This window comes from Streptomyces sp. NPDC037273 (genome assembly GCF_055603625.1).
Genome location: NZ_JBVJVO010000002.1, coordinates 598,093 through 625,055 on the forward strand (window position 1 = coordinate 598,093; position 26,963 = coordinate 625,055).

The 26,963-nt window shown below is 73.1% G+C and carries 24 protein-coding genes and 1 pseudogene; 6 read left to right on the plus strand and 19 right to left on the minus strand.

From position 1 onward, the window contains the following. Window positions 1-191: 191 nt before the first annotated feature. The 7 genes from ACZ7G1_RS07930 to ACZ7G1_RS07960 form a co-directional block, all read right to left on the minus strand. Window positions 192-3,488 carry an AfsR/SARP family transcriptional regulator gene (locus ACZ7G1_RS07930; RefSeq protein WP_470873666.1) on the minus strand — a complete coding sequence of 1,099 codons (3,297 nt, stop codon included), beginning with the start codon at window positions 3,486-3,488 and terminating at the stop codon, window positions 192-194. Window positions 3,489-3,681: 193 nt separating this feature from the next. Further along, entirely contained in the window at window positions 3,682-4,068 is a 387-nt protein-coding gene (locus ACZ7G1_RS07935) for a hypothetical protein (RefSeq protein ID WP_470873665.1), read from the minus strand. 60 nt (window positions 4,069-4,128) lie between these two features. After that, entirely contained in the window at window positions 4,129-5,529 is a 1,401-nt protein-coding gene (locus tag ACZ7G1_RS07940) for a VanZ family protein (protein WP_470873663.1), read from the minus strand. 85 nt (window positions 5,530-5,614) lie between these two features. Further along, the gene (locus ACZ7G1_RS07945) at window positions 5,615-6,037 is read right to left on the minus strand and encodes a hypothetical protein (RefSeq protein WP_470873661.1); all 423 of its coding nucleotides are present in this window, start codon (window positions 6,035-6,037) and stop codon (window positions 5,615-5,617) included. Window positions 6,038-6,261: 224 nt separating this feature from the next. After that, on the minus strand, window positions 6,262-6,564 hold the full coding sequence (locus ACZ7G1_RS07950) for a hypothetical protein (RefSeq protein ID WP_470873659.1): 303 nt from the start codon (window positions 6,562-6,564) through the stop codon (window positions 6,262-6,264). Window positions 6,565-6,682: 118 nt separating this feature from the next. Further along, the gene (locus tag ACZ7G1_RS07955; RefSeq protein WP_470873657.1) at window positions 6,683-7,996 is read right to left on the minus strand and encodes a M14 family metallopeptidase; all 1,314 of its coding nucleotides are present in this window, start codon (window positions 7,994-7,996) and stop codon (window positions 6,683-6,685) included. After that, complete coding sequence (locus tag ACZ7G1_RS07960; RefSeq protein ID WP_470873656.1) at window positions 7,993-10,053, minus strand: Xaa-Pro dipeptidyl-peptidase; 2,061 nt, start codon at window positions 10,051-10,053, stop codon at window positions 7,993-7,995. The genes ACZ7G1_RS07955 and ACZ7G1_RS07960 overlap by 4 nt, the downstream gene beginning before the upstream one ends. A 215-nt stretch (window positions 10,054-10,268) precedes the next feature. Here ACZ7G1_RS07960 and ACZ7G1_RS07965 point away from each other — a divergent pair, with 215 nt between their 5' ends. Then, window positions 10,269-11,831, plus strand: a complete 1,563-nt coding sequence (locus ACZ7G1_RS07965; RefSeq protein ID WP_470873654.1) for a M1 family metallopeptidase — start codon at window positions 10,269-10,271, stop codon at window positions 11,829-11,831. Window positions 11,832-11,856: 25 nt separating this feature from the next. Here the strand turns inward: ACZ7G1_RS07965 and ACZ7G1_RS07970 are convergent, their stop codons facing one another. Further along, on the minus strand, window positions 11,857-12,738 hold the full coding sequence (locus ACZ7G1_RS07970; RefSeq protein WP_470873652.1) for an oxygenase MpaB family protein: 882 nt from the start codon (window positions 12,736-12,738) through the stop codon (window positions 11,857-11,859). Between the two features lie 109 nt (window positions 12,739-12,847). Beyond that, a complete protein-coding gene (locus ACZ7G1_RS07975; RefSeq protein ID WP_470873651.1) occupies window positions 12,848-13,333 on the minus strand; it encodes a F0F1 ATP synthase subunit B family protein in 486 nt (161 codons plus the stop codon). A gap of 125 nt (window positions 13,334-13,458) precedes the next feature. Between ACZ7G1_RS07975 and sph the strand changes: the two genes are divergently transcribed. Next, window positions 13,459-14,493, plus strand: coding sequence for a sphingomyelin phosphodiesterase (gene sph / locus ACZ7G1_RS07980; RefSeq protein WP_470873649.1), 1,035 nt, complete (start codon window positions 13,459-13,461; stop codon window positions 14,491-14,493). Window positions 14,494-14,504: 11 nt separating this feature from the next. On the opposite strand, the gene ACZ7G1_RS07985 is transcribed toward sph, so the two are convergent. Together ACZ7G1_RS07985 and ACZ7G1_RS07990 are read right to left on the minus strand one after the other, a co-directional pair. Then, window positions 14,505-14,990, minus strand: a complete 486-nt coding sequence (locus ACZ7G1_RS07985) for a hypothetical protein (RefSeq protein WP_470873647.1) — start codon at window positions 14,988-14,990, stop codon at window positions 14,505-14,507. A gap of 104 nt (window positions 14,991-15,094) precedes the next feature. Beyond that, window positions 15,095-15,565 (minus strand): annotated as a pseudogene (locus ACZ7G1_RS07990) (macro domain-containing protein); the annotation flags it as partial. Window positions 15,566-15,642: 77 nt separating this feature from the next. Here ACZ7G1_RS07990 and ACZ7G1_RS07995 point away from each other — a divergent pair. Continuing rightward, a complete protein-coding gene (locus tag ACZ7G1_RS07995) occupies window positions 15,643-16,377 on the plus strand; it encodes a MerR family transcriptional regulator (protein ID WP_470873645.1) in 735 nt (244 codons plus the stop codon). A 42-nt stretch (window positions 16,378-16,419) separates the two neighbouring features. Here the strand turns inward: ACZ7G1_RS07995 and ACZ7G1_RS08000 are convergent, their stop codons facing one another. The 4 genes from ACZ7G1_RS08000 to ACZ7G1_RS08015 are packed head-to-tail and all read right to left on the minus strand — an operon-like array spanning window position 16,420 to window position 22,187. Beyond that, window positions 16,420-18,594 (minus strand): 3-hydroxyacyl-CoA dehydrogenase NAD-binding domain-containing protein, encoded by a 2,175-nt coding sequence (locus ACZ7G1_RS08000; protein ID WP_470873644.1) that lies wholly within the window; start codon window positions 18,592-18,594, stop codon window positions 16,420-16,422. Between the two features lie 38 nt (window positions 18,595-18,632). Further along, window positions 18,633-19,847, minus strand: a complete 1,215-nt coding sequence (locus ACZ7G1_RS08005; RefSeq protein ID WP_470873642.1) for an acetyl-CoA C-acetyltransferase — start codon at window positions 19,845-19,847, stop codon at window positions 18,633-18,635. A 46-nt stretch (window positions 19,848-19,893) separates the two neighbouring features. Beyond that, complete coding sequence (locus tag ACZ7G1_RS08010) at window positions 19,894-21,045, minus strand: acyl-CoA dehydrogenase family protein (protein WP_470873640.1); 1,152 nt, start codon at window positions 21,043-21,045, stop codon at window positions 19,894-19,896. Continuing rightward, complete coding sequence (locus tag ACZ7G1_RS08015) at window positions 21,042-22,187, minus strand: CaiB/BaiF CoA transferase family protein (RefSeq protein ID WP_470873639.1); 1,146 nt, start codon at window positions 22,185-22,187, stop codon at window positions 21,042-21,044. Before ACZ7G1_RS08015 ends, ACZ7G1_RS08010 begins: the two co-directional genes overlap by 4 nt. A gap of 181 nt (window positions 22,188-22,368) precedes the next feature. On the opposite strand from ACZ7G1_RS08015, the gene ACZ7G1_RS08020 reads away from it, so the two are divergent. Beyond that, window positions 22,369-23,586: a saccharopine dehydrogenase family protein gene (locus ACZ7G1_RS08020; protein WP_470873637.1), complete on the plus strand. Its 1,218-nt coding sequence runs from the start codon at window positions 22,369-22,371 to the stop codon at window positions 23,584-23,586. A gap of 41 nt (window positions 23,587-23,627) precedes the next feature. Here the strand turns inward: ACZ7G1_RS08020 and ACZ7G1_RS08025 are convergent, their stop codons facing one another. From ACZ7G1_RS08025 to ACZ7G1_RS08035, 3 genes are all read right to left on the minus strand, one after another. Beyond that, on the minus strand, window positions 23,628-23,996 hold the full coding sequence (locus ACZ7G1_RS08025; RefSeq protein ID WP_470873635.1) for a VOC family protein: 369 nt from the start codon (window positions 23,994-23,996) through the stop codon (window positions 23,628-23,630). Then, window positions 23,993-24,112 (minus strand): morphogenic membrane protein MmpA, encoded by a 120-nt coding sequence (gene mmpA, locus ACZ7G1_RS08030; RefSeq protein ID WP_470873633.1) that lies wholly within the window; start codon window positions 24,110-24,112, stop codon window positions 23,993-23,995. Before mmpA ends, ACZ7G1_RS08025 begins: the two co-directional genes overlap by 4 nt. A gap of 62 nt (window positions 24,113-24,174) precedes the next feature. Then, complete coding sequence (locus ACZ7G1_RS08035; protein ID WP_470873632.1) at window positions 24,175-24,879, minus strand: endonuclease V; 705 nt, start codon at window positions 24,877-24,879, stop codon at window positions 24,175-24,177. A 128-nt stretch (window positions 24,880-25,007) separates the two neighbouring features. Here ACZ7G1_RS08035 and ACZ7G1_RS08040 point away from each other — a divergent pair, with 128 nt between their 5' ends. Then, entirely contained in the window at window positions 25,008-25,310 is a 303-nt protein-coding gene (locus ACZ7G1_RS08040) for a YciI family protein (RefSeq protein WP_470873631.1), read from the plus strand. On the opposite strand, the gene ACZ7G1_RS08045 is transcribed toward ACZ7G1_RS08040, so the two are convergent. Next, window positions 25,307-26,404 (minus strand): WD40/YVTN/BNR-like repeat-containing protein, encoded by a 1,098-nt coding sequence (locus ACZ7G1_RS08045; RefSeq protein WP_470873629.1) that lies wholly within the window; start codon window positions 26,402-26,404, stop codon window positions 25,307-25,309. The genes ACZ7G1_RS08040 and ACZ7G1_RS08045 overlap by 4 nt on opposite strands. Window positions 26,405-26,480: 76 nt before the next feature. On the opposite strand from ACZ7G1_RS08045, the gene ACZ7G1_RS08050 reads away from it, so the two are divergent. Next, on the plus strand, window positions 26,481-26,951 hold the full coding sequence (locus tag ACZ7G1_RS08050) for a (4Fe-4S)-binding protein (protein WP_470873627.1): 471 nt from the start codon (window positions 26,481-26,483) through the stop codon (window positions 26,949-26,951). Window positions 26,952-26,963 lie beyond the last annotated feature (12 nt).

Consider the following 26,963-nt stretch of genomic DNA (forward strand, 5'->3'; position numbering starts at 1 on the left):
TGGGGTCGGTCCTTGCCCGGGCCCGGGTGGGTCCCTGCCCAGGCCAGGACGGCCCGTGAGGGCCCCGTTCGGCCCGGGACGCCCCGGGACGGGGTGGGACGCCCCAGGCGGGGTGGGACGCCCCAGGCGGGGTGGGACGCCCCAGGCGGGGTGGGGCGCCCCGGGACGGGGTGGGACCGGTTTACGGGGTGTCAGCGGCTCGCCGGGGTGGGGAGGGTGGGCCCGGTCGGGGTGGACTGCGCGGACAGGCGGCGTCGGAGGGTGTCGGCCTCGGGGACGCGGAGGCGTTCGGCGATGTCCAGGGCGGTCCGGAGGTGGGGGACGGCGAGGGCGTGCCTGCCGAGGGCGACGAGGCAGTCCGCGATCCCCTGGTGGGCGAGCAGTTCCTCGTACCGCGCCTGGATCGTCCCCGCGAGGACGAGTGATTCGCGGTGCCGTGCGGCGGCCTGCTCCGGAAGGCCCGAGGCCAGCAGCGCGGCGGCCTGGATGTGCAGGGCGGCCACCTCGCCGCCGAGGTCGCCGAGGTCGCGGAAGGCGGCGAGGCACCGCTCGGCCTCCTCGCGGGCCTGCTGGTACGCGCCCCGCAGGAGGGTGGCCTCCGCGAGGTGCAGCTTCGTGTAGGCGCGTCCCATCGCGCTGTTGACCTGCTCGCAGATGGCGAGGGAGCGGTGCAGGCTCTCCTCCGCCTCGTCGATCTCGCCGCACCGGAAGTGGACGCGGGCGAGGTACGTCAGGGAGTTCGCGACACCGAGCCGGCTCTCGATCTCCTCGTGCTTGCGCACCGACGCGGTCAGGTGGGCCTTCGCCTCCTCGTAGGCGCCGGTGAGCCGCAGCACGTCGCCGAGGTCGGCGAGGACGTTGGCCTCCCCCAGGACGTTGCCCAACTCGCCGTAGAGCGCGAGGGCCTGGCGGTGGTGGTCCATGGATTCCGCGTACCGTCCGAGGGATCTGAGGATGTCGGCGAGGGCGGCGAGGGAGTTGGCGAGACCGAGCCGGTCGCCGGTGTCCCGGAACGACGCCAGGGCCAGGCCGACGCATTCCGCGGCCTCGGGGTAGCGGCCGGCGAGTTGCAGGACGTGGCCGAGTTCGTTCCTGACGAGCCCCTCGTCCCGCCGGTCGCCGGCGCCGGCGAAGCACTCCAGGGACTTCTCCAGCGCGTCGGTGGCCTCCTCGTACCGGCCGGTGAACCGGAACACCCGACCGAGGTCGTGCATCATCATGCCCTCGCGCCGGAGGTCGCCGCGCGCGCGGACCAGGGAGAGCGCCTGGAGGAGTCCGGACTCGGCCTGCTCGTAGGAGCCCTTGAGCGAGTCGACGATGGCGAGGTGGTGCAGGGAGAGGATTTGGCCGAGCTCGTCGGCGGCGGTCCGGGCGGCCGAGAGGGCGATGCGGTGCAGTTCCTGGGCCTCGCCCCAGTGGCCGTCGACCCGCAGGAAGTCGTGCATCGCGGCGGGCAGGTACACGGCGGCCTCGTGGAGACCGTGGCGGGAGGCGTGCTCGACGGCGGCGCGGAGGTTGTGGTGCTCGGCACGCATCCACACGGTGGCATCCGCGACGTCGACGAACTCGGGGAGCGTCGTGGGGCGTTCGGACGTCAGCTCGGGCGGGCGCACCGCGTGGCGGGCGATTCTGGCGCCCGCGTCCGTCGCCGCGTGGAGGTAGTGGTCGAGAAGGCGCCGCACGGCCGGGTCGGCATCGGCCCGCTCGTCGGCGAGCGCCAGGTTCCGGGCGTACTCCCGCACGAGGTCGTGCGTCTGGTAGCGCCCGCGCACGGGCTCGTCGACCAGGCTGTGGTCGACGAGTTCGTCGAGGAGGCGGCGGGCGGTGCCGAGGTCGGAGTCGTGCAGCGCGGCGGCGGCACGCACGTCGACGTCGGCCCCGGGCAGGAGTCCGAGACGGCACAGGAGGGTCCGGGAGGGCGAGGACAGCGCCCGGTACGAGAGGTCGAACGCGGCGGCGACCGACACGTTCTCGGAGGAGAGGGTGGCGAGCCGGCCCGCGGCCGTCCCGAGGTCATCGGCGAGGTCGGCCGGGGACCAGCTCCGCCGGTGGCGCAGCCGGGCGGAGACGAGGTGGAGCGCGAGGGGCAGCCGGCCGCAGAGCTGCGCGAGACGGGCGAGCGCGGGGTCGTCCGGTGTGATGTCCGGTCTGCCCGACCGGGCGAGGAGCAGCCGTATCGCCTCGTCCTCGGCGAGGACGCCGAGCGTGATCGGCGTGGCGCCGGTGAGCGCCTCCAGGCGGCGCCGGCTGGTGACGAGGACCAGCGAGCCGGCCGTGCCGGGCAGCAGCGGTTCCACCTGGTCGGAGCCCGAGGCGTCGTCGAGGACGATGACCATCCGGCGGTCCGCGACCCGGCTGCGCCACAGGCCCGCGCGTGCGGCGAGCCCGTCCGGCACGCGCTGGGGGCTTTCGCCGACGGCGAGGAGCAGCTCGGCCAGGGCGTCCTCGGTGGTGACGGGCGGGGTGCCGACGGTGTGGGCGTGCAGGGGGAGGAAGATCTGCCCGTCCGGGTAGTCCGCGCCCACGTGGTGGGCGACGCGCAGGGCGAAGGCGGTCTTGCCGACCCCGGGCATCCCGTCCACGGTGTGCAGGCCCACCGGGCCCGGGCCGCCCGCCGGTCCGCCGCGCAGGTCGGTGAGCAGCGCGCTGATCTGCGCCTCGCGGCCGGTGAAGGCGACCGGGTCGCGCGGCAGGGCCCTGAGCGCGGCGGCGGGGTCGGCCGCCTGGCGCCCGGGCCGCCCGGCGGGAACGTTCTCGTCGTCGAGGACCTGCTGGAAGGCCGCGCGCGCACCGGGGCCGGGCTCGACGCCGAGGGACTCGACGAGTGAGCGGCGCAGGGCGTGGTACGCCTCCAGAGCCTCGGCCCGGCGGCCGGTGCGGTGCAGCGCGAGGATGAGGCTGGTGTGGAAGGTCTCCCGCAGTGGCAGCTCGGCGACCGCCCTGCGGAGTTCGGGCAGGAACTCCTCGTCGCCGCCCAGTCGCGCGACCGCGTCCGCCCGGAGTTCGAGGCACTGGAGCCTGGCCTCCTGCCACCGGCCGATGTCGGAGGCCGCGTCGACCGCGAGGCCCGGGAACTCGCCGAGGGGGGCGCCCCGCCACAGGGTGAGGGCCTCTTCCGTGATGCGCGAGACGCGCCCCCAGTCCTCGGCGATCCTGGCCCGGCGCGCCCCGTCGAGGGCGCTGACGAGGCGGTCGGCGTCGAGCTCCCCGGCCTCGACGCGCAGGAGGAGGCCGCGGTCCTTGCTCTGGATCCGTGTCGGGTCGCCGAGGGAACGGCGCAGCCGGGTCACGTGGTTATGCAGGGACGCGCGGGCGCTGGCGGGCGGGCGTCCGTCCCAGAGCATCCCGGTCAGGCGGTCCAGCGGGACGACGCGGTTGGGTGTGAGCAGGAGTGCGGCGAGCAGGGCCCTGGACATGGGCGGGCCCGGCACGCGCTCGTCTCCCCCGTCGTCCGTGGCCGACAACGGTCCGAGCACTGCGAAGTGCATGTCCATACCCCCGGTTTCGATGCGCGCGGGGCGGGACGGGGCCTCGCGCCAGCGCATCGTAACGGCGACCGTGAAACAACGACGATCTTGTTCCGTCACAGGATCGTCGCGGCCGCGCCCCTGATCAGAGGGGGCACGACCGCGACGGATCCGCCGGCCCCCGGGGGGGATGGGGAGGCCGGCGGGCTCATTCCTAGCCGGAGACGGTGAAGTAGTCGCTCCCGTACTGGGCGGGGATGGTGACTTCGCCGATGTAGGCGATCGTGGAGCCGTACGTGCACTCGCCGGCGGTGTAGCCGGTGATGTTGACGGGGCCCTTCCACCACCAGCCGGACAGGTAGTTGTCCGTGTAGTTGGTGTTGAAGCAGGCCTCCACCCTCTCGCCGCGCTGGTTGGTGCCCTTGATGCGGACCGAGTAGATGGTGCCCCTGCTGTCGTGGAACATGATCTGCTGGCCGTCGGTGCCGGCGGCGGCGGGGCTCGCGCCGCTCATGACGGCGAGGCCGCCGAGGGTGGCCGCGGCGGCGGCGACTCCGAGTCGGCGCAGCGGGGACGTGGTGGTTCGGGTGCGGTGGGACACGGTTTCTCCTGTTCGGCGGGACCGGGGGTTCCGGACCTGGGGGTTGTGGGGGTGGGCCGGTTACGCGCGGGGCGTGGTCGGGCCCGAGAAGGGTTCACCGGTGACGGCGTCGAAGGCGAGGCCGAAGACGGTCGGGGCCTGGCTGCGCGAGGGTGCCGGTGTGGTTCCCGGGCCGGTGATCGTCGTGGGGGACTGCGCCGCGGCGGGCGGGGTGAGGGAGACCAGCCAGCAGACCCGCCAGCGGCCCTCGCCGTCGAGGCGGGCGAGGAGTTCGCTGCTGGTGACGCGGGCGTCGGGGTACACGGCCAGCGCCTTCGTGGCGGCCTGTTCCCTGGTCATGGTCGGCCGGGGGAGGTCGGTGGCGTGTTCGTTCCTGGCGGAGAAGGAGAGGATCCGGCGGTCGCCGCCGATGACGACGTCCAGTCGCATCGGCATGAGGATGCCGTCGACGCGGCTGCGCCACTGGACGACCTTGGCCTGCTGGTCGGGTCCGCCGGCGGCGTAGACCTGTGTCCGGCTGCCGCGCAGGGCCCAGGGGAAGTACTTGCCGGCGAACGCGGCCCCCGCCTCGCGGGCCGCCCCCTCCGTCAGCTTCGCCCGCCCGGCCTTCTCGGGGACGAAGGCCGCGAGCTGACCTGTCGTCACCTCGCGGGAGGGCCAGGCGAGGGTGAGGTTCCCGGAGCCGGTGCTCACGTCGACCCGGCCGGGCCGTCGCGCCGCCGCCGGGGTGTACCGGACGTCGGTCGGGACCGCGTCGGGGCCGAAGAAGGCCTGTACGGCGTCGGCGGCGGCCGCCAGTTGCGCGGCGTCCGCCCGCTGGCCGGCTCGCGCGTCGGAGGCGGTGAACACCAGCGTGGGCAGGGCCACGGCGGACAGCAGGACGCCGCCGCAGACGGACACGGTCAGGGCGAGGCGGAGGTCGCGGGCCCGGGAACGGCCGGGGGTCGCCGGGGTCGCAGGGGTCGCCTGGGTCGTGCGGTCGGATCCGCGTCGGAGCCAGGCGCGGCCGGCGAGACAGCCGACGAGCGCGCCGAGGAGGTTGGCGCCGAGGTCGGAGGCGTCGCAGGCCCTGGCCATGCCGGGGGTCAGCGCCTGAGCGGCCTCGATCGCGCCGGACAGCAGCGCGAGGGTGGCGAGGGTGGTGAGGGGTCGCCGGGTGGCCGCGGTGAGGAAGAGCGCGGGCGGTACGAAGAGGGCGATGTTCATCAGGCCCTGGTCCGCGAGGAGCGAGGCCGCGAGGTCGGGCGGCAGCGAGCACATCCGCAGCGCCGGTGCGTGCGTCCCGAGGGGCGCCAGGGTGGCGGCGAGGACCACCGCGCCCGAGGCCGCGGCGCCCAGGGGGGCCACCGGCACCCGGCCGTTCCGCCGGTGCAGCAGCCAGGCCGCGACGGCCGTGGCCAGGACGATCAGGGCAAGGGCCGGTATCAGGAACGGACTTGCGCCCAGTGAGGCTTCGATCATGGTGGTGGTTCCCGGTGGGACGGCTCGACGGCGGGCACGGGGGGCGCGGCGCCGGCTCTCCGGGAGGGAGAGCCGGCGCACGCGATCAGCAGGCGGTCACCGGGGCGTTGTAGAAGGTGTTCTGCCCGGAGACGGCCAGCCAGCCGACGACGTCGTTGCAGTCGTTGAAGCCGAGCCCGTTGAAGAACTCGTGCGACGTGGTGCCGGCGTTCTGGGTGAACCAGCCCTTGTTGTAGCTGTGGCCGTGGTAGTTGAAGCCGAACTGGGCGGTGATCGTGCCGCCACCGGTCTTCTCGTACCACTCGTTCATCTTCCAGTACACGCTGCCGTCGGGCTGCTCGTAGGGGAAGTCCCAGTCGGCCGCGATCTGCGTGAACAGGTAGCCGTTGCTGAGCTTGGTCCGCGACGTGCCGTAGTCCCAGTTTCCGCCCGCCGAGGCGGCGGGGGCGACGGCCGTCAGGACGGCCAGCAGGCCGGCGGTGACACCGAGAACAGGACGAATCTTCATGATCACCTCGTGAGTGCCCGAGGCCCGTGGGGCGCCGGGGAGCGTGCGGGACAAGAGCGGCGCGGAGCTGGGCGCCGACCGCCTGCGGCCATCCTGCGGAGGTGCCTCAACCGGTGATCAACAGAGTTCCAACGGCGCGCCAACGACCCTTGCGCAACAAGGCCCTTGGGCATGCGAAAGGGCGGGCGGTCTCCGTGGAGTCCGCCCGCCCTGTGCGCGGGGTGCTACTTCCAGAGCGGGGGCTTGCTGTTGTTGTCGGCGTCGGCGCACTGCTGGGCGCGGCGCTCCAGGCCGTCGGCCTTGGCGAGGGCCTTGCGGGCCTCGGTGGTGGCGCCGAGGCGCTTCAGCTCGGCGGCGCGGGCGCGCTCCTTGTGGGCGTCGGCGCGGAGCTTGGAGATGTTGCAGGTGATGGTGCCGGCGGCGGCGGGCTCCGCGGTGGCGGTCTGGCCGAGCAGCACGCCCCCGGCGAGCAGCGTCGTGGCGAGCAGGGCCGTCAGGGTGCGACGGGCGGGCTTGAGGTGGCGCATGGTGGTTCTCCGACTTCCGGGCCGTGGCGGCCGGTTCGAGGCATGGTCAGTACCGATGGGTAACTTTACCTCGGCAAATACCCCCACCACGCCACGACGGCCCGGATTCACCCGATCGTCAACACCCCTCCACAGGAGCCGCACTGACGAGGTGATAGCTCGCGCGCCGGTCCAGGAGCAGCGGGACGAGGGCCCGCAGCGACTGCCGGAGCGGGACGAACACCCCGCTCCCCTCGGGTCTTACGGTGATCCCGTGCAGGTCGAGCTCGTCGCCGACCTCGGCGTACTGGCCGGCGTCGAGGCGGTAGCCGCACGGCGGGTCGGCGATGATCTCGGCGGGCTCGGGCGGGTCGTTGTCGGCGCCGCCGAGGTGGACGGGGCCCCGGTCGGCGAAGCCGGCGTGGCGGGCGACGGCCGTGGCCGCGGTGAGCGGTCCTCGTCGCTCCTTCACGTAGGCGAAGGCTCCTTCGAGGGCCGCGTGCTGGGTGGCGACACGGCGACGGTGGTTGCGGGCCGGGTCGCTCTCCTCACTGTCGTCGAAGGCGTCCACCCGGGTCTCGACGAGCAGGCCGACCGCGTGCTTGATGCCCGCCGTGTTGCGCAGGATCCGCTCCTGGCCGTCGCCCGCGACCTGCTTGACCGGCTCCCCGGTGACCGGGTCGGTCCAGATGCCGTAGATGCCGCTGCTGTACCCGGCGAGTCCGGCGGCGGGCCTGACGTACGACTCCGAGAGCGTGCGCGACTCGTCGTGGACGTGCGGGTCGGCGTCGAGGGTGCGCGGCCAGAGGGCGAGCAGGTCCTTGTCGTAGTAGCGCGGGGTGGCACCGTACTCGTGGAGGTCGTAGACGAGTTCGGGGCGCCGGTCGCGGAGGACGGCGGCGAGGGCGCGCGCCTCGGCGGTCCGCAGGGCGATGTGGTCGCGGTTGACGTCGATGCCGGCGCCGTTGCCCCGGGTGTCGGCCTCCCGGCCGTCGGGGTTGGCGTTGGGCACGACGAGGAGGGTGGTGCGGGCGAGGAAGCTCCGGGTCTCCTGGTCCTGGGCGTACGCGAGGTCCCGCACGGTGCTCAGGCAGGCCTCGCGGCCGGCGGGTTCGTCGCCGTGCTGGCTGCAGACGAGCAGCACGGTGGTGCCGCCGTGGCCCGTGCCGACGGTGGCGAGCCGGAGCGGGCGGCCCTGCGCGGTGGTGCCGATGACCCGCAGCGCCACCCGGTCGCTGGCCCGGTCGACGGCCGCGAGGAAGTCCCGCTCCTCGGTCTCGCTCGTCCAGCGCGCGCCCTGGCTGCTCTCGAACCCGGTGCGCGGCGCCGGCTCCTCGGGCGCGCGGTCCGCCGCCTTGGCGGGCACGGTGACCAGGGGCAGGCCGAGGGCGGCGGCCCCCGCCACGAGGGCGAGGGCGCGCCGCGAACTCCGGTACGCGGTACGGAGCCTCATCGCGCCGCTCCCGGCAGGCGCGGCCCCGTGACGGCGGCCGGCGGCACAGGACCGGTCAGCGACGGCACGGCGGCGGGCGACGACGGCGGGGCCGTAACCGGACCCGACGTGGCCCGTACGAACGCGCCGACGCCGCCGACCAGGGGCAGCCTCGCCCAGGTGCGGGCCAGATCGAGGGTGAGGGCCGGGGTGGTGGACGGAGGGTCGAGCAGGTCCTTGTCCGTGCCGGCGATGATCAGCGCGAGCCGGTGACCGGCCGGGACGATGTGGTCGGTGGCCGCCAGGTCCAGGGTGAGGGTGTACGCCCTGCCGGGGGTCAGCGGACGTTCCTCGTCCGGGTCGGCCCAGGTGCCGAGGTCGGCCCAGCCGCGGCTGACGACCGTGAGGCCGACGTCCGCGGTGCGGGCCGCGGTCTCCTTGAAGCAGGCGCTGTCGCCGGGGGTGCTCGCGCCCCAGCAGGTGCGGTCCGCGAGGGTGGTGATGCCCTCCCCCGCCGCCGTGTAGTCGCGGATGGTGGCGGGGCCGAGGTCGACGAGGACCGCGGAGAGGTGGGCCGTGGCGGTGCTCGGGGTGGCGGTGACGGTCACCTTCGAGGAGCCGGAGATCCGCAGGTCGCGGGAGAGCGGGCGGGTGACGAAGCCGGCCTTCTCGGGGGTGTCGGCGTCGATCCGGGCCGCCCAGTCGAGCTCGCCCAGGCCCGGGTCGTCGGTGAAGGTCGCGGTGGAGCCGGGGGCGGCGGGGACCAGACCGAGGCCGCCGGCGCCGGGCCGCGCGTTCCGCACGGGGCGCATGGTGGTGGTCGCGGTGGCGCGCGGCGGCCACTGGCGGTCGGTGGTCCAGAGGTCGGGGGCGCGCTCGATGTCGGCGACCGGTTCCCGGTCGATGCCGTTGTCGTATCCGAGCAGGTAGTGGTCGAACCAGCGGTGCAGGGTGCGGACCCATTCGGCGCGCCGGAAGTCGAAGGGGTCGACGTGCCCGGTCTGGGAGAGCCAGATCTTCCGCTCGACGCCGTTCGCGGCGAGCGCGTCCCACCACTGGCCGAACTGCTTGGCGCGGACGTTGAGGTCCTGCTGTCCGTGGACGACGAAGACGCTGGCCTTCACCTTGCCCGCGTCCTTCACGTGGTCGCGCTCGCTCCAGGCCGCCGTGCGGTCGCCGCTGTACGGGGTGGCCGCGGCGATCCGGTCCTGGACGGCGCCGCAACGGGCCTGCGCGTCGGGGCTGTTCACGTACTCGGAGAGCCAGCTCGGGTTGGCGTTGTAGAGCGGGGCGCCCTGGGAGTGGAAGTAGTCGTACCAGGAGGAGATCGCGCCGATCGGGACGATCGTCCTCAGCCCTTCGACGCCGGTGGCGGCGACGCCGTTGGCGATGGTGCCGTCCCAGCTCTTGCCGATCATGCCGACGTTCCCGGTGCTCCAGCCGGTGGCGCGGGCCGGGGTGGTGCCGGTGCGGCTGGTGTAGCCGCGGGCGCGGCCGTTCAGCCAGTCGACGACGGCCTTGGCGGACTGGACGTCGGAGCGGCCGCCCACGTCGTCGCAGCCGTCGGAGCGGTTGGTGCCGGCGAGGTCGACGGCGGCGAAGGCGTAGCCGCGCGGCACGAAGTAGTTGTCGTAGAACAGCGGGACCTGGACGGGTCTGCCGTCGGCGTCGTACGTCTTCTTCTGGCCTTCGTTGCCGCGTCCGCAACAGGCGTAGTACGGGCTGGCGTCCATGATGACCGGGATCCGCCGGCCGGCGGCGGGCGTCTCCCGGGGGCGGACGATGTCCACGGCGACCCGGTCGGCGCGCCCGTCGCCGTCGCCGTCGAGGCCGGTGTCGACCCAGACGGACTCGCGGATGGCGTCGGCGTACGAGTGGACGGGGCGGGATTCGCGTACGGCGGGCGCGGACCGGCCGGCGGAGGCCGCCGACGCGCCGGTGGCCGCCAGCGGGGCCGCGGGCTCGGGCCGGGCCCCTGCCGGGGTGACCAGGGTCGCGAACAGGGCGGCGGTGGCCGTGGCCACGAGGGTTCCGTACGACAGTCGGGCTCCGCGGGTTCTCCGCTTTCGCATCGGCATGGGGCGGAACGTACCCCGGTCGACTCCCGTGCAAAAGAGTGCCGGAGGGATTCCGGCGTGAAGGCCGTGGCGGGGGGGTTCATGTCGGCCGAATGGCGATCGTGTGACAGGGGGTCCTCTGGACGTGACGGTGCGTCGGGAGGCTGAATAGGGTCCGAGCTAAGGACCGACGACCACCCACGCGTCTTACGTCGCTTATGACTTGGGGAGCACCTGTGCACCGCAGAATCATCGTCCCGAGCGCCCTCGCGGCCTCCCTGCTGCTGGCGATCCCGGCATCGGCGGCCGACTACGTGCCCGGCGCGGCCGGAATCGGGGACTCCTACTACCCCGCCGCCGGCAACGGCGGTTACGACGTGTCCCATTACGACCTGCGCCTGAAGTACCAGCCGGCGACGGACCTCCTGGAGGGCACGGCGACGATCCTCGCCACCACCACGCAGAACCTGTCCCGCTTCAACCTCGACCTCGGGCTGAAGGTCAGCGAGGTGCGGGTGAACGGCCGGATCGCGAGGTTCGCGGCCTCGGGCGAGCACGAGCTGGAGGTCACCCCCGCCGTCCCGCTGGAGAAGAACAAGACGGTCACGATCGTCGTCCACTACGCGGGCAAGCCCTCCGAGTACAAGGTCGACGGCTGGTCGGCCTGGGCCCGCACCCCGGACGGCGGCGTCGCCGCGCAGGAGCCGGACGCGGCCGCCTGGTGGTTCCCGTCCAACGACCACCCGCGCGACAAGGCCACCTTCGACGTCTCGGTCTCCGTGCCGGACGGCCACCAGGCCATCAGCAACGGCGTCCTGCAGGCGCAGTCCTCGCGGCTCGGCTGGACCCGCTACAGCTGGCGCTCCAACAAGCCGCAGGCGCCCTATCTGGCCACGCTCGCCGTCGGCAAGTTCGACATCACCACGGACAAGACGGCCAACGGCCTGCCGGTCCTCAACGCCTACAGCAAGGACCTCGGCGACAACGCGGGCGCCGCGCGCGCCTCGATCGAGCGCACCACCGAGGTCGCCGAGTGGCTGGAGTCGGTCTACGGGCCGTACCCCTTCAACTCCCTCGGCGGGTACGTGCCCAACGTGACCAGCGGCTTCGCCCTGGAGACGCAGACCCGCCCGTTCTACAGCCCGCGCCAGTTCGCCAACGGCGCGAACGTCTCCGTCGTCGTGCACGAGCTCGCGCACCAGTGGTACGGCGACAGCGTGTCCGTCCGCGACTGGAAGGACATCTGGGTCAACGAGGGCTTCGCCCGCTACAGCCAGTGGCTGTGGTCGGAGAAGGAGGGCGAGGGCACGGCGCAGGAGCTGGCGGACTGGGTGTACGCCACCCGGGCGGCCGACGACCCGTTCTGGACGGTCAAGCCGGGCGACCCGGGCCCGGACAACCAGTTCCACACGGCCGTCTACGACCGGGGCGCGCTGGCGCTCCAGGCCCTGCGGAACGAGATCGGCGACGAGGACTTCTTCGCGATCCTCAAGGGCTGGCCGCAGGAGTTCGCCTACGGCAACGCGCGGGTCACCGACTTCGTGCGGTACGCGGAGCGGGTCTCCGGCAAGCCGCTGGCCGGCCTCTTCGACACCTGGCTCTACCAGCCGTCGAAGCCGTCCACCCCGCCCACGGCCGGGTCCGGCACGGCGGCGCGGTCCGGCGCGCTCGCGTCGGCGCCCGCCGCCGGGAAGCCCGGAGCCGCGAGCCGCTCCGCGAAGCCCGTCCAGCCGAAGTCCTGGAAGAAGATCGCGGCGACGGACACCGTCCACGACCGCGACGGCCACGGCGGCCACTGAGCCGTGCCGTGACCGGGGCCGTCCGTCAGCGCGCCGCGCTGCGGGCGGCCTCGCGCGCCGTGCGGGCCAGGGGCAGGTAGCGGAGCCGCTCGGGCAGCACGGGGACGACGGCCCGGACGACCCGGGCGAACCTGCGCAGGGTCCGCTCCTGCGCGTCGGTCCAGTCGAGCCCGATGGCCTCCCGGGCGTCCGGGGGCATCAGGCCGACCGTGAGGAAGGCCCGCAGCCGCAGGAACGGGCGGCGCAGCACGGGCCACAGGACGCGGAGCGCGAGCCGGACGGGGAGCGGGCCCCGGTCCGGGGCGGGCACCGGAAGGTCGGTGTCGAGCAGCTCCCGCACGACGACGGTCGCCTCCAGCTCCTCGGCGAGGACCTTGCGGTAGTGCGGCCAGAAGGCCTCGATCGTCGGGGGCATGTCCCGGTCGTGGAGGCCGAGGACACGGCCGACCATGAGCCACTCGGCGTACAGCTGCCGCTGCTGCGCCTCGGTGAGGGGGCGGGCGAGGAGGCCGAGTCCGTGCAGGTAGACGGGGAATCCGGTGGCGTGGACCCAGGAGTAGTAGGCCGGGGTGAGGGCGTGGTAGCGGCGGCCGTGGGCGTCGGTGCCCTGGATGGTCCGGTGCAGTTCCCGGAGCCTGCGGCCTTCGCGTGCCGCGTCCTCGCCGCCGTAGATCCACAGCTGGAGCGAGCGCAGGGAGCGTTCGCCGCGGCCCCAGGGGTCGGTCCTGAAGACGGAGTGCTCGTCGACCCCGGCGCCGATCGCGGGGTGGGCGACCTGCATGGTGAGGGCGGCGGGCAGCATCAGGAGGGCCCGGATGTCACCGGCGACGGTCCACAGGACGCCGCCGACGGGCGGCGGTGCCGGGTCGTCGGCCGGGGCACGGACGGGGCTGGTCGCACGCGGCATGGTCGTGTCCTCCTCGGTTCCAGACTGCCACCGGGCTCGCCCACGACGAAGGGGCCGTCGCTCCGGGCTCGCGGCCCGGGGTGACGGCCCCTTCGGTGGGATGTCGGGGTCAGCCGCGGTCGGCGCCGACCGGCTCGCCGACGATGCGGGCGGCGAGGGCGTGGGCCCAGGCGTCGACGTCGGCGGTGAGCTCGCGCTCGGCGGCGGCGCGCTCGGTGGCGATCTTCGCGACGCCGGCGGCGATGATCGCGTCGCGCTCGGCGATGCCCTCGGCGCGGGCGGCGGCGATGGCGGCCGAGCCCTCCTCGGTGGCGCGGGAGCGGATGCGGGCGGCCTCGTGGCGGGCCTCGGCGAGCTCCGCCTCGTACTGCTCGCGGATCCTGGTGGCCTCGGCGCGCAGGTCGTCGGCGCGGTCGGTGCCGCCCTCGATGGCGTCCTCACGCTCTTCGAGCGTGCGCTTGATCTTCGGCAGGATCGCCTTCGCCAGGATGAGGAAGGTGATTCCGAACACCACGAAGCCGAGGATGAGCTCGGCCCAAACGGGGTTGAGCGGACCGAGGTCCGTCTTGAAGATCTGCGAGTTCGCGAGGGTCATGCGCGCATTCTACCTGGTTCAAATAAGGACAATTCCGACACCGGGCGGAGAGTTGGCGTGATCGTGCTCGCTCCGCAAGATTCCCGGCACCCAAAGGCTACCGGAAGGTAACCACGGCTGATTGTATGTGCGGCGCCAGCCCAACCCCCCACGCCTCCACAGGAGTTCACGTGTCGTTCGCCGCGTTCCGCCGCACCCACGGTGCCGCCGTCTCCCTCGCGCTCGCCGCAGCGACCCTGGCGGCCGTCGCCCCGGCCGCGTCCGCCTCCACCGCGACGGCCGCCGAGGCGCCGCGCCTGAAGGTCCTCACCTACAACACGTTCCTCTTCTCCAAGACGCTCTACCCGAACTGGGGCCAGGACCACCGGGCGGCGGAGATCCCCGCCGCGTCCTTCTTCCAGGGCCAGGACGTCGTCGTGCTCCAGGAGGCCTTCGACAACTCCTCCTCCGACGCCCTCAAGGCGAAGGCCGCCGCCCAGTACCCGTACCAGACGCCCGTCGTCGGCCGCAGCAAGAGCGGCTGGGACGCCACCGGCGGCGCCTACTCCACCACCACGCCCGAGGACGGCGGGGTGACGATCCTCAGCAAGTGGCCGATCGTCCGCAAGGAGCAGTACGTATACAAGGACGCCTGCGGCGCCGACTGGTACTCGAACAAGGGCTTCGCCTACACCGTCCTCGACGTCAACGGCAGCAAGGTGCACGTCGTCGGCACCCACGCCCAGTCCACCGACCCGGGCTGCTCGACGGGCGAGGCGGCGCAGATGCGCAGCCGCCAGTTCAAGACGATCGACGCCTTCCTCGACGCCAAGAACATCCCGGCGAACGAGCAGGTCATCGTCGCCGGCGACATGAACGTCGACTCCCACACCCCCGAGTACGCGACGATGCTCGCCGACGCGGGCCTCGCGGGCGCCGACGCCCGCACCGGTCACCCGTACTCCTTCGACACCCAGCTGAACTCGATCGCCGCCTACCGGTACCCGACCGACCCGCGCGAGGACCTCGACTACGTCCTCTACCGCGCCGGGAACGCCCGCCCCGCCGGCTGGACCAACCACGTCGTCCTGGAGCAGAGCGCCCCGTGGACCGTCTCCAGCTGGGGCACCCGCTACACGTACACGAACCTCTCCGACCACTACCCGGTCACCGGCTTCTGAGCCCTCCCGGCTCAGTAGCCGGGCCCGGCGAAGTTGGCGTAGAGCCACGCGCCGACCACGGCGACGACGCACAGCAGGACGAACCACGACCCCGCGCTCGTGTGCCGCTCCCTCCGGGGGCGGCGGCCGGGGCGGGCGGCACGAGCCGTCCGCCCCGGCCTTTCCCGCTTCTCCCCCTTGTCCGGCCTCCCCGGTACGGGCTCGGCCGCCGCCGCCACATCGGCCAGCAGCCGCCGGCACACCGCCGCCAGCTCCGCCGTCCCCGCCGTCAGGTCGACCACCACCTCCGTACGCGCCGGCGCCGTCGTCCCCCCGTCCAACAGCCGCCCCGCCCTCAGCAGCGCCCGGTCCTTCCCCCCGGTCGGCGCCAGACTGATCCACCGCCGCACATGCTCCCCCCTGATCACGACCCCACCACCCCGCTCCCGGTACACGGTGTGCTCGCGCCACAACACCTTGGCCAACTCCTCGGCCGTCTCCCGTATTTGCACGTACACCGAACTCCCCCACTCCCTCTTCCCCACCCGAACCAGCCGCCGACTCTAACCCGCCCCCTCCCCCACCCCCACGACCCCCCACCCCCCTGCCCCTTACCCCCGAAGTCGTACACGGTGACCGGTATCCCCCGCTCCGCCAGCCGCCGGCTCACCAACGGCTCCACCTTCGCCCACGAACCCCCCGCGAGCCCGCAGCCGATGCGCGGCATGTGCACGGAGGCCCCCAGCCCCGCCGCCTTCTCCGCGAGCAGCCCGAGCCCTGCGTCGATCGCCTCGTACCGCACCGGCACCCCGCTGCTCCGCCCCGTCCGTATCCCCCGCTGCCCCACCAGGTTGGCCACCCAGATGTACCGCTCGACCTGGACGAACTGGGCCGCGCCGAGGGCGAAGTCGTTGTGGGCGCGGTCGCGGTGCCAGCGGCGGAAGGCGGCTTCCGGTTCGGGCCAGCGACGGGAGACGGCCAGGACGAAGCCCTTGCCCCAGCCGCCGAGGTCGTTGCAGACGTGCGCGACGATCTTGACGCCCTTTCCGTGGGGTGCGGTCGCGTCGCCCCGGACGTATGTGATGTCGTTCATGACGATCACGCTACGAGCCGCCACTGACAGTCGCCGAGTCTTTTACATAGGTGGTGAGACAGCAATACTGTTGAACCATGGAGCAGGCGAGCGGTGTGCGGGAGCCGGTGTATACCGTGGACGAGCTGGCGGCGCGGGCCGGGGTGACGGTGCGGACGGTGCGGTTCTACGGGACGAGGGGGTTGTTGCCGCCGCCGGTGATCGGGGCGCGGAGGGTGGGGCATTACGGGCCGGAGCATCTGTCGCGGTTGGCGCTGATCGAGGAGTTGCAGCGGCAGGGGATGACGTTGGCGGCGATCGAGAGGTATCTGGAGCAGCTGCCGGCGGATCTGAGTGCGCGGGATCTGGCGGTGCACCGGGCGCTGGTGGCGTCGTGGGCGCCGGAGTCGGCGGAGACGATCACGCGGCGGGAGCTGGAGCGGCGGGCGGGGCGGGAGCTGACCGGGCGGGACGTGGAGCGGCTGGCGGCGATGGGGGTGCTGGACCGTACGGACGAGGCGGACACCTTCCGGCTCGACGGGTCGCTGCTGCGGCTCGGCGTCGAGCTGCTGGACGTGCCGATCGAGCACGAGACGATCCTGGCCTCGCGGACGGTACTCCTGGCGCACGCGCGCGCGGCGGCGCAGGAGCTGTCCCGGCTGTTCCGGGACGAGGTGTGGAGCCCGTACCGGGAGAACGGGGAGGACCCGGACCACCTGAGCGCCATGCGGTCGCTCTCGGCCCATATGCAGCCGATGGTGGTCCAGGCCCTGCTCACCGCCTTCCAGCGCTCGCTGAGCGAGGAACTGAGGACGGCGTTCCGGAGCTCCTGAGGACCGTCAGGAGCTCACGGAACACGGCTGACGGATCACGGCTCACGCGTCCGTGAAGACCTCGCCGCGCTCGGCCTTTTCGACCAGGAGGGCCGGGGGCTCGAAGCGGGCGCCGTAGGTGGCGGCCAGTTCGCGGGAGCGGGTGACGAAGCCGGGGAGGCCGCCCTCGTAGCCGTTGATGTACTGGAGGATGCCGCCGGTCCAGGCGGGGAAGCCGATGCCCATGATGGAGCCGATGTTGGCGTCGGCGACGGAGGTGAGGACGCCCTCTTCGAGGAGGCGGACGGTGTCGAGGGCCTCGGAGAAGAGCATCCGCTCCTGCATGTCGCGGAAGGGGATCTCGTACCCGGGCTTGGCGAAGTGTTCGCGAAGGCCGGGCCAGAGCTTGCCGCGCTTGCCGTCCTCGCCGTACTCGTAGAAGCCGGCGCCGCCGCTGCGGCCGGGGCGGCCGAACTCGTCGACCATGCGGTCGATGACGGCCTCGCCGGGGTGGGTGACCCAGGTGCCGCCCTCGTCCTCGATCGCCTTCCTCGTCTCGTTGCGGATCTTGCGGGGCAGTGTGAGGGTCAGCTCGTCCATGAGGGAGAGGACCTTCGCCGGGTAGCCGGCCTGCGCGGCGGCCTGCTCGACGGAGGCGGGCTCGATGCCCTCGCCGACCATGGCGACGCCTTCGTTGATGAAGTGGCCGATGACCCGGGAGGTGAAGAAGCCGCGCGAGTCGTTGACGACGATCGGGGTCTTGTTGATCTGCCGGACCAGGTCGAAGGCGCGGGCGAGCGCCTCGTCGCCGGTCCGCTCGCCCTTGATGATCTCGACGAGCGGCATCTTGTCGACGGGCGAGAAGAAGTGCAGGCCGATGAAGTCGGTCTGGCGCTCGACGCCCTCGGCGAGGACGGAGATCGGCAGGGTCGAGGTGTTGGAGCAGAGCAGCGCGTCGGGGGCGACGACGTGCTGGATCTCCTGGAAGACCTTGTGCTTGAGCGCGGTGTCCTCGAAGACGGCCTCGATGACGGCGTCGCAGCCCGCCAGGTCGGCGACGTCGCCGGTGGGGGTGATGCGGGCGAGGAGGGCGTCGGCCTTCTCCTGGGTGGTGCGGCCGCGCGAGACGGCCTTGGCGCAGAGCTTCTCGGAGTACGCCTTGCCCTTGGCGGCCGACTCGGCGGAGACGTCCTTGAGGACGACCTCGATGCCGGCCCGGGCGCAGGAGTAGGCGATGCCGGCGCCCATCATGCCGGCGCCGAGCACGGCGACCTTGCGGACCTGGCGCCTGGCGACGTCCTTGGGGCGGCTGGCGCCGGAGTTCACGGCCTGGAGGTCGAAGAAGAACGCCTGGATCATGTTCTTCGCGGTCTGGCCGATGACGAGCTCGGTGAAGTAGCGGCTCTCGATGGTGATCGCGGTCTCGAAGTCGACCTGGGAGCCCTCGACGGCGGCGGCCATGATGGCCTTCGGCGCCGGGTAGGGCGCGCCGTTGAGCTGCTTGCGCAGGTTGGCAGGGAAGGCCGGCAGGTTGGCGGCGAACTTGGGGTTCGACGGGGTGCCGCCGGGGATGCGGTAGCCCGGGACGTCCCAGGGCTGGTGGGACTCGGGGTGGGTGTCGATGAAGGCGATGGCCTTGGCCATCATCTCCTCGGGGGTGGCGGCGATCTCGTGGACGAGTCCGCTGTCGAGGGCGCGCTTGGGGGCGTACTGGGTGCCCTGGAGCAGCACCTTGAGCAGGGCGTCGGTGATGCCCATGAGGCGGACGGTGCGGGCGACGCCGCCGCCGCCCGGCAGCAGGCCGAGGGTGACCTCGGGCAGGCCGATCTTGGAGCCGGGGGCGTCGAGGGCGACGCGGTGGTGGGAGGCGAGGGCGATCTCGTAGCCGCCGCCGAGGGCGGCGCCGTTGATCGCGGCGACGACGGGCTTGCCGAGGGTCTCGATGCGGCGCAGGGCGCTCTTGATCTCGATGGCCGAGTCGAAGATGTCCTGGGCGTGCTCGGGGCCCGCCTTGATCATGTCCTTGAGGTCGCCGCCGGCGAAGAAGGTCTTCTTGGCGGAGGTGTAGATGATGCCCCGGATGGAGTCCTTCTCGGCCTCCACGCGGTCGGCGATCGCCTTGATCGAGGCCCGGAAGGCCTGGTTCATGGTGTTGGCGGACTGGTTGGGGTCGTCGAGGACGAGGGTGACGATCCCGGTCGCGTCCTGTTCCCAGCGGATGGTGGTGCTCTCGCTCATGGCTCTGCTTCTCCGTAAGAGGGGTGCGGGCGGGACGGTCAGACGCGCTCGATGACGGTGGCGATGCCCATGCCGCCGCCCACGCAGAGGGTGGCGAGGCCGTAGCGCTTGTCCTGGCGCTCCAGCTCGTCGACGAGGGTGCCGAGGATCATCGCGCCGGTGGCGCCGAGCGGGTGGCCGAGCGCGATGGCGCCGCCGTTGACGTTGACCTTGTCCAGCGTGGTGCCCATGTCCTTGACGAAGCGCAGGACGACGGCCGCGAAGGCCTCGTTGATCTCGATCAGGTCGATGTCGTCGATGGTGAGGCCGGCCTTGGCGAGGGCCTTGCGGGTGGCCGGGGCGGGGCCGGTGAGCATGATGGTGGGCTCGGAGCCGGAGACGGCGGCGGAGACGATCCGGGCGCGCGGGGTGAGCCCGTACCGCTCGCCGACCTCCTTGGAGCCGATGGCGACGAGGGAGGCGCCGTCGACGATGCCGGAGGAGTTGCCGGCGTGGTGGACGTGGTCGATCTCCTCGACCCAGTGGTACTTCTGCAGGGCGACCGCGTCGAAGCCGCCGAGTTCGCCGATGTCGGCGAAGGAGGGCTTGAGGCGGGCGAGGGAGTCGGCGGTGGTGCCGGGGCGCATGTGCTCGTCGTGGTCGAGGACGACGAGGCCGCTGCGGTCGAGGACGGGCACGACGGAGCGGGCGAAGCGGCCGTCCTTCCAGGCGGTGGCGGCGCGCTCCTGGGAGAGCTCGGCGTACTCGTCGACGTCGCGGCGGGTGAAGCCCTCGATGGTGGCGATGAGGTCGGCGCCGATGCCCTGGGGGACGAAGTTGGTGTCCAGGTTGGTCATCGGGTCGGCGAACCAGGCGCCGCCGTCGGAGGCCATCGGGACGCGGGACATGGACTCGACGCCGCCGGCGAGGACGAGGTCCTCCCAGCCGGAGCGGACCTTCATGGCGGCCATGTTGACGGCTTCGAGGCCGGAGGCACAGAAGCGGTTCTCCTGGACGCCGGCGACGGTGTCGGGGAGGCCGGCGGCGATGGCGGAGATCCGGGCGATGTCGGAGCCCTGGTCGCCGACGGGGCCGACGACGCCGAGGACGATGTCGTCGATGGCGGCCGGGTCGAGTGCGGGGTTGCGGACCTGGATCTCGCGGATGAGGCCGACGACCAGGTCGATCGGCTTGGTGCCGTGGAGGGCGCCGTTGGCCTTGCCGCGTCCGCGCGGGGTGCGGATCGCGTCGTACACGTACGCTTCGGTGCTCACGAGAAGCCTTTCACGATGAGGGTGGGTGGGGCGGGGCGGCGGGAGGTCAGCCGAGGAGGGAGCGGCCGATGATCTCCTTCATGATCTCGGTCGTGCCGCCGTAGATGGTCTGGATCCGGCCGTCGGTGTAGGCGCGGGCGACCGGGAATTCGCTCATGTAGCCGTATCCGCCGTGCAGTTGCAGGCAGCGGTCGGCGACGCGCTTCTGGAGTTCGGTCGCCCACCACTTGGCCATGGAGGCGTTGACCGGGTCGAGTCCGAGGCCGGTCGGGTCGGCGTGCTCGGCGATGCACCGGTCGACGAAGGTGCGGGTGACGGCGCACTCGGTGGCCATCTCCGCGATCTCGAAGCGCACGTGCTGGAGCTTGGCGAGGGGGCGGCCGAAGGCTTCGCGTTCCTTGACGTAGCGGGTGGTGAGTTCGAGGAGGTGCTCGGCGCCGGCGATGCCCGCCACGGCGATGGCGAGGCGCTCCTGGGCGAGGTTGGTCATGAGGTGGACGAAGGCGCCGTCGAGCTCGCCGAGCAGGTTCTCCTTGGGGACGCGGACGTCCTTGAAGAACAGTTCGGCGGTGTCCTGGGCCTTCTGGCCGATCTTGTCGAGGTTGCGGCCGCGCTCGAAGCCTTCCATGCCGCGCTCGACGGCGAGGAGGGAGAGGCCGTGGGCGCCGCCCTCGGGGGTGGTCTTCGCGACGACGATCACCAGGTCGGCGAGGATGCCGTTGGAGATGAAGGTCTTGGAGCCGTTGAGGATCCAGTGGTCGCCGTGGTCCTCGGCGGTGGTGCGGATGCCCTGGAGGTCCGAGCCGGCGCCGGGTTCGGTCATGGCGATGGCGGTGATGATCTCGCCGGAGCAGAAGCCGGGCAGCCAGCGGCGGCGCTGCTCGTCGGTGGCGAGCTTGGTGAGGTAGGGGCCGATGATGTCGTTGTGCAGGCCGATGGCGAGTCCGGGGGCGGCCGCCTTGGTGAACTCCTCGGCGAGGACGGAGGCGTACCGGAAGTCGGGGTTGCCGCCGCCGCCGTGTTCCTCCTCGACGGCGAGGCCGAGGAGGCCCTGCCGTCCGGCGGCCAGCCAGGCCTCGCGGGAGACGATGCCGTCCTTCTCCCACTGCTCGTAGTGCGGCAGCACCTCCTTCTCCAGGAAGGTGCGCACGGTCGCGCGGAAGGCCTCGTGGTCCTCGGTGTAGAGCTGGCGTCTCATGCTTCGGGCTCCTGGGTCTTCAGGGCGGGTACGGCCCAGTCGCGGGCGACCTCGGCGGTGTCGGCGCCGGGCAGGGCGGGGCCGCTGCGGACGGTGCCGGGGGTGACGGAGAAGCGGGGTGCGGGGGCGGGCTGCACGAGCCCGTACCGCTCGGTGAAGGTGCCTCGGGCCGCGAGGTGCGGATGGCCGGGCGCCTCGCGCAGCGAGAGGACGGGCGCGACACAGGCGTCGGACCCCGCGAAGACCTCCGTCCACTCCTCTCTCGTACGGCTCCGAAACCGCTCGGCCACAGCGGCGCGCAACTCCCCCCACCGCCCGAGGTCCTGGCGCGCCGAAGCCGCTTCCGCGAGGCCGAGGAGTCGGGCGAACTCGGCGTAGAACTGCTGCTCGAGGGCGCCGACGGCCATGTGGCCGCCGTCGGAGGTCTCGTACACCCCGTAGAAGGGGCAGCCGCCGTCGAGGAGGTTGACGCCCCTGCGGTCCTGCCAGCCGCCGGCCGCGAGCATGCCGTGGATCATGGTGGTGAGGTGGGCGGTGCCGTCGACGATGGCGGCGTCGACGACCTGGCCCTCGCCGTGGGTCCGGGCGTGCTGGAGGGCGGCGAGGACGCCGATGACGAGGTAGAGGGAGCCGCCCGCGTAGTCGCCGACGAGGTTGACGGGGATGGTGGGCGGACCGTCCGGGTCGGGGCCGATCATGCCGAGGGCGCCGGTGATGGCGATGTAGCCGATGTCGTGTCCGGCGGTGGGGGCGAGCGGTCCCTCCTGGCCCCAGCCGGTCATCCGGCCGTAGACGAGGCGCGGGTTGCGGGCGAGGCAGGGTTCGGGGCCGACGCCGAGTCGTTCGGCGACGCCGGGCCGGTATCCCTCGATGAGGACGTCGGCCCGGTCGACGAGGTCGAGCACGGTGGCGGGGCCGTCCTCGGCCTTGAGGTCGACGAGGACGGACCGCTTGTTGCGGTTGGTGAGGTCGCGGGCCGGGTCGATGCCGAGGCCGGCGCCGCCGGGGCGGTCGACGCGGACGACGTCGGCGCCGAGGTCGGCGAGGAGCATGGCGGCGAAGGGACCGGGGCCGATGCCGGCGAGTTCGACCACGCGGACCCCGGCGAGGGGGCCGGTCCGGGCGGTGCGCGTCGTGCTCATCTAGCCCCCAGGAGTGTGTGACACCAATGATGTAACACCGGAGATGCTAGGAACGTGTTCCACCGGGCACAAGCCCCCCGGCCGAGCAAGCGCTTGGAAATTGCCACGCCGCCGACTTCCGCTATCCTCCGCCGACGACAACCGCGCGCGGCGGCGCGGCACGGCCGAATCGAGGGGCTGCATGGACACAGGGGCGGGCACGGAGCGCGAGGCCGGGGCGGCACCCCCGACGAGGCCCTACGACGTGGTCCTCTTCGGCGCGACCGGCTTCGTGGGCGAGCTCACGGCCGAGTACCTGGCCGGGAACGCCCCGGCGGAGTGCCGCTGGGCGCTCGCCGGGCGCAACCGGTCGGCACTCGCCGCCCTGCGCGACCGGCTCGCCGAGCGGTGGCCGCACTGCGCCGGCCTGCCGCTGGTCGTCGCCGACGCCGACGACGCGGACTCGCTGCGCGAGCTCGCCGAGTCCACCCGGGTCGTGGCCACCACGGTCGGCCCCTACGTCTGGTACGGCGACGGGCTCGTCGCCGCCTGCGCGGAGGCCGGCACGGACTGCGTCGACCTCACCGGCGAGGCCGAGTTCGTCGACCTCACCTATGTGCGCCACGACGCGCGCGCCCGCGAGACCGGCGCCCGGATCGTGCACGCCTGCGGCTTCGACTCCGTCCCGCACGACCTGGGCGTGTACTACACCGTCAAGCAGCTCCCGCAGGACGTGCCGCTCCGCGTCGACGGCTTCGTCCGCGCCGGTGCCGCCTTCTCCGGCGGCACCTTCGCCTCCGCGCTCACCGCCCTCGGCCGTGGGCGGGAGATCCTGCGGGCCGCGCACGAACGGCACCTGCACGAGCCGCGCCTGGTGGGACGGCGGGCCCGCGCACCGCTCGGCGGCCCCCGGTTCAGCACCGAGACCGGCACCTGGGCCCTCCCGCTGCCGACCCTGGACCCGCAGATCGTGGCCCGCTCGGCCGCCGGACTCGACCGGTACGGACCGGACTTCCGCTACCGCCACTACGCCTCCGTCAAGACGCTGCCGATGGCCCTCGGCGGCGCGGCCGCCGTCGGCGCGAGCGTCGCCGCGGCACAACTCCCCTCAGTGCGAGGATGGCTGATGGAGCGTTACTCGGCGGGCGAGGGCCCTTCGGCCGAACGGCGCGCCCGCAGCTGGTTCTCGGTCCGCTTCGTCGGCGAGGGCGGCGGGCGACGGGTCTTCACCGAGGTCTCGGGCGGCGACCCCGGCTACGACGAGACGGCCAAGATGCTCGCCGAGTCCGCCCTCTGCCTCGCCTTCGACACCCTGCCGAAGACCGCGGGCCAGGTCACGACCGCGGTCGCGATGGGCGACGCCCTCACCGACCGCCTACGGGCCGCGGGCATCCGCTTCCGGGTGGCCCACCGGGGCTGACCGGCACCCTTCGGGGCCGTACGAGACGGAGAAGGCGGCCCTCAGGGTCGTACGAGACGGAAGGGGTGGCCCGCCGGGTCCGCGTAGACGCGCCAGGCGGGCGTCCCTCCCACGTCGAGGGCGACGGCGCCGAGGGCGAGCACGGCCGTGTGGGCGGCGGCGGGGTCCTCGACCCTCACGTCCAGGTGGAACTGCTGCTCGGGGGCGCCCCAGACGGGCGGACGGTGGTCGGCCACGCTCTGGAAGGCGAGCACCGGGCCGCCCTCGTCGCACAGCACGGCGGAGCCTTCGCCGACGGCGAGCGCGGGGTCGGGGCACTCGACCCGGCCACCGAGCAACCGCCGGTAGAACTCGGCCAGTTCACTCGCGTCCGGGCAGTCGAGCACGGCGCAGCGCAGGCGACCGATCATCCGAGCGTCCAGTCCGCGAGGACGTACAGGATGGCGCAGGCCCAGGCCAGGGCGGAGGCGCCGCCGACGGCGATGGCGACGGTCAGTGCGCGGGGTGCGGGAACACGAGCTGTCATGGCCCCCACTCTGCCGTGGGGGTGTGACAACGGGCATCCGTACGGGTACTCACCCGAGGTACTCAGAGCGAACCCGGGTACTCCTGAGCCTCCTTGAGCGCCCTGCGGCACAGGGAGTCGGCGTGGCGGGTGGTCTCGGGCAGGCGGTAGCGCGGGGAGAGCCGCAGGGTGTGTGCGCAGGCGTTGTCGAGGGAGACGCGGTGGCCCACGGAGACGTAGACGGGCTTGATCCCCGCCTGGGTCCGCAACGCCCGCCCCACTTCCTCCCCTTCGGCGAGGAGCGGGCTGAAGTCGCCGCGCTCGTCGCCGGGTTGCTCGTAGGTGAAGGTGAAGGGGTTCTTGGCGACGCCGATGGACGGCCGACCGGTGAGGACCCCGAGGTGGCTCGCGAGGCCGAACCGGCGGGGGTGCGCGAGGCCGTAGCCGTCGCAGACCAGGAGCCCGGGATCGGTGGTGAGGGAGTCGAGAGCGGCCAGGACGGTGGGGATCTCACGGAACGCGAGCAGCCCGGGGACGTACGGGAAGGACACCCTGCCCACCGCGGTGGCCCGCTCCACCACCTCCAGCGTGCCGGCGTCGAGCACCACGGCGGCGGCCACGACCAGGTCCCGCTCGTCGTCGTAGGCCACGTCGAGCCCGGTCACGTGCCCCTCGCCGGCCGCCGGCCCCGGCTCGTCGAGGACGAGCCTCCCGCGCAGCTCCCGCTGGACGGCCAGTGCCGCCGTCTCGTCCGCGGGCCAGCCCGCCGGAATCCCGATGATCGTCATAGTGGGGCACCCTAGGGCAGGTCCGAGAGTGGATTCCGGGGGCGGGTTCCGGGGGCGGGTTCCGGGGCCCGGTTCCGAGGGCTGGAACGGCCGCCGGGCTACCGGGCCGCCCCGGTAGCCTGGCGATCATGTTCGTACTGGAATTGACCTACACCGCCCCCGTCGAGCGCGTGGACGCGCTCCTCGAAGCGCACGTCGAGTGGCTCGACGCGCGGTACGCCGAGGGCGTCTTCCTCGCCTCGGGACGGAAGAACCCCCGCGACGGCGGCGTGATCCTGGCCGCCGGGACCGACCGCGCCGAGATCGAGCGGATCGCGGCGGCCGACCCGTTCAGCGTCGAGGGCGTCTGCGCGTACCGGATCACCGAGTTCTACGCGACCAAGACGGTCGAGGGCCTCGCGCCGTACCGGGACGAGCTGCCCGCTTCCTAGTCCCCGGCCCCTCCCCTGGTGGTCAGGCGGGCGATGCGGCCCTTCTCGCCGGAGGCCCAGCAGGAGCCGTCGGGGGTGCAGGACACGGTGTCGTACGAGCCGGTGTCGATGGTGCGCCAGGTGCGGCCGGCGTCGGTGGTGAGGTCGGTGCCGGTGGGGCCGACGGCGAGCGCGGTGGCCTTGGCGTGCGGGAGCCATGCGACGCCGGAGCGGTAGGCGGGCGGCGGCGTGGGCGAGGGGCGCCAGGTGCGGCCGCCGTCGTGGGTGACGGCGCCGGCCTGTGGGGAGGGCTGGTCCTTGCGGTAGTCGCCGCCGACCGCGATGCCGTGCGTACGGTCCCGGAAGGCGAGCCCGAAGACCCCGCGGGCCGGGTCGCCCGCGGGGATCGGCGTGGCGGTCGCGGTCCAGGTGAGGCCACGGTCGGCCGAGTGGAGCACGCGGGCCGTGGCGCCGCCGCCGGTCGCGAGCCAGACGTCGCGGGGTCCGGCCGAGACCAGGCACTGGCCGCTCGCGGCGAAGGCGGCCTCGCCGGGCAGGGCGTCCGGCATGCCGGCGCTCGGCAGGACCTGCCAGGAGCGGCCGCCGTCGCGGGTGGCGAGGAGGCGGTACTTCCCGTCGACCGGGTCGCTCATGGCGAGGCCGTGCCGGCGGTCGAAGAAGGTCATGCAGTCGTAGAAGGCGCGCGGATCGGTGTTGCGGAAGGACTCGGTCCAGGTGACGCCGCCGTCCTCGGTGCGCAGCACCCGCGAGGCCTCGCCCTCCCCGATGGCCAGGACGACGGCCCGGCGGGCGTCGAAGGCCTCCACGTCGCGGAACTCCAGCTCGCCCGCGCCGGCCGGCGAGACGTTTCGCCAGCTCCGTCCGCCGTCGGTGGTGCGCAGCACCGTGCCCTTGGATCCCGCGGCCCAGGCGGTGGACCGGTCGACCGCCGCGAGGCCGCGGAACCGGGCGTCGGTGTTCGTGGGTGTCAGCTGCCAGCCGGCCGCCGCCGTGGGGGTCTCCCCGGCGCGCGCGGGTGCCGCGAGGGTGAGCGCGAGCGCCGCCCCGATCAGCCCCACCGACATCATTCGTCTCGTCTTCCCCATGGACGTCATGGCGCCGGAAGCTAGTGCCCCGGGGCGGCCCCCGTCCAGGGTGCGTCCCGCGCCGGGCGTTCCTAGGCTGGGTCGCATGAGCGAGCGTACGGACGAGCGGCCGGGCGAGGAACAGCCGAAGCTCAAGGAGTACGAGGGCGAGGGCATCACCGTCACCTTCGAGCCGCGCCGCTGCCTCCACGCGGCCGAATGCGTCCACGGCCTCCCCGAGGTCTTCGACCTCTCCCGCCGCCCCTGGGTCCTCCCCGACGCGGCCGACCCCGGCCAGGTCGAGCGCGTCATCCGCCGCTGCCCCTCCGGCGCCCTCCAGTACCACCACCGCCCTGACGACTCCCTGCCCGAAGCCCCGGACTCCCCCACCACCGTCCACCGCACCCCCTCCGGCCAGCTGGTGATCCGGGGCGATCTCGTCGTCACCAGCGCGTACGGCGACCGTCACGAGACCCGCGTCATGCTCTGCGGCTGCGGCGCCTCGGGCAACCAGCCGTACTGCGACCACTCGGGCCCCTGCGCGGAGCCGGACGACGATGTCGCCGAGGAGCGCTGACGACCACCTCCA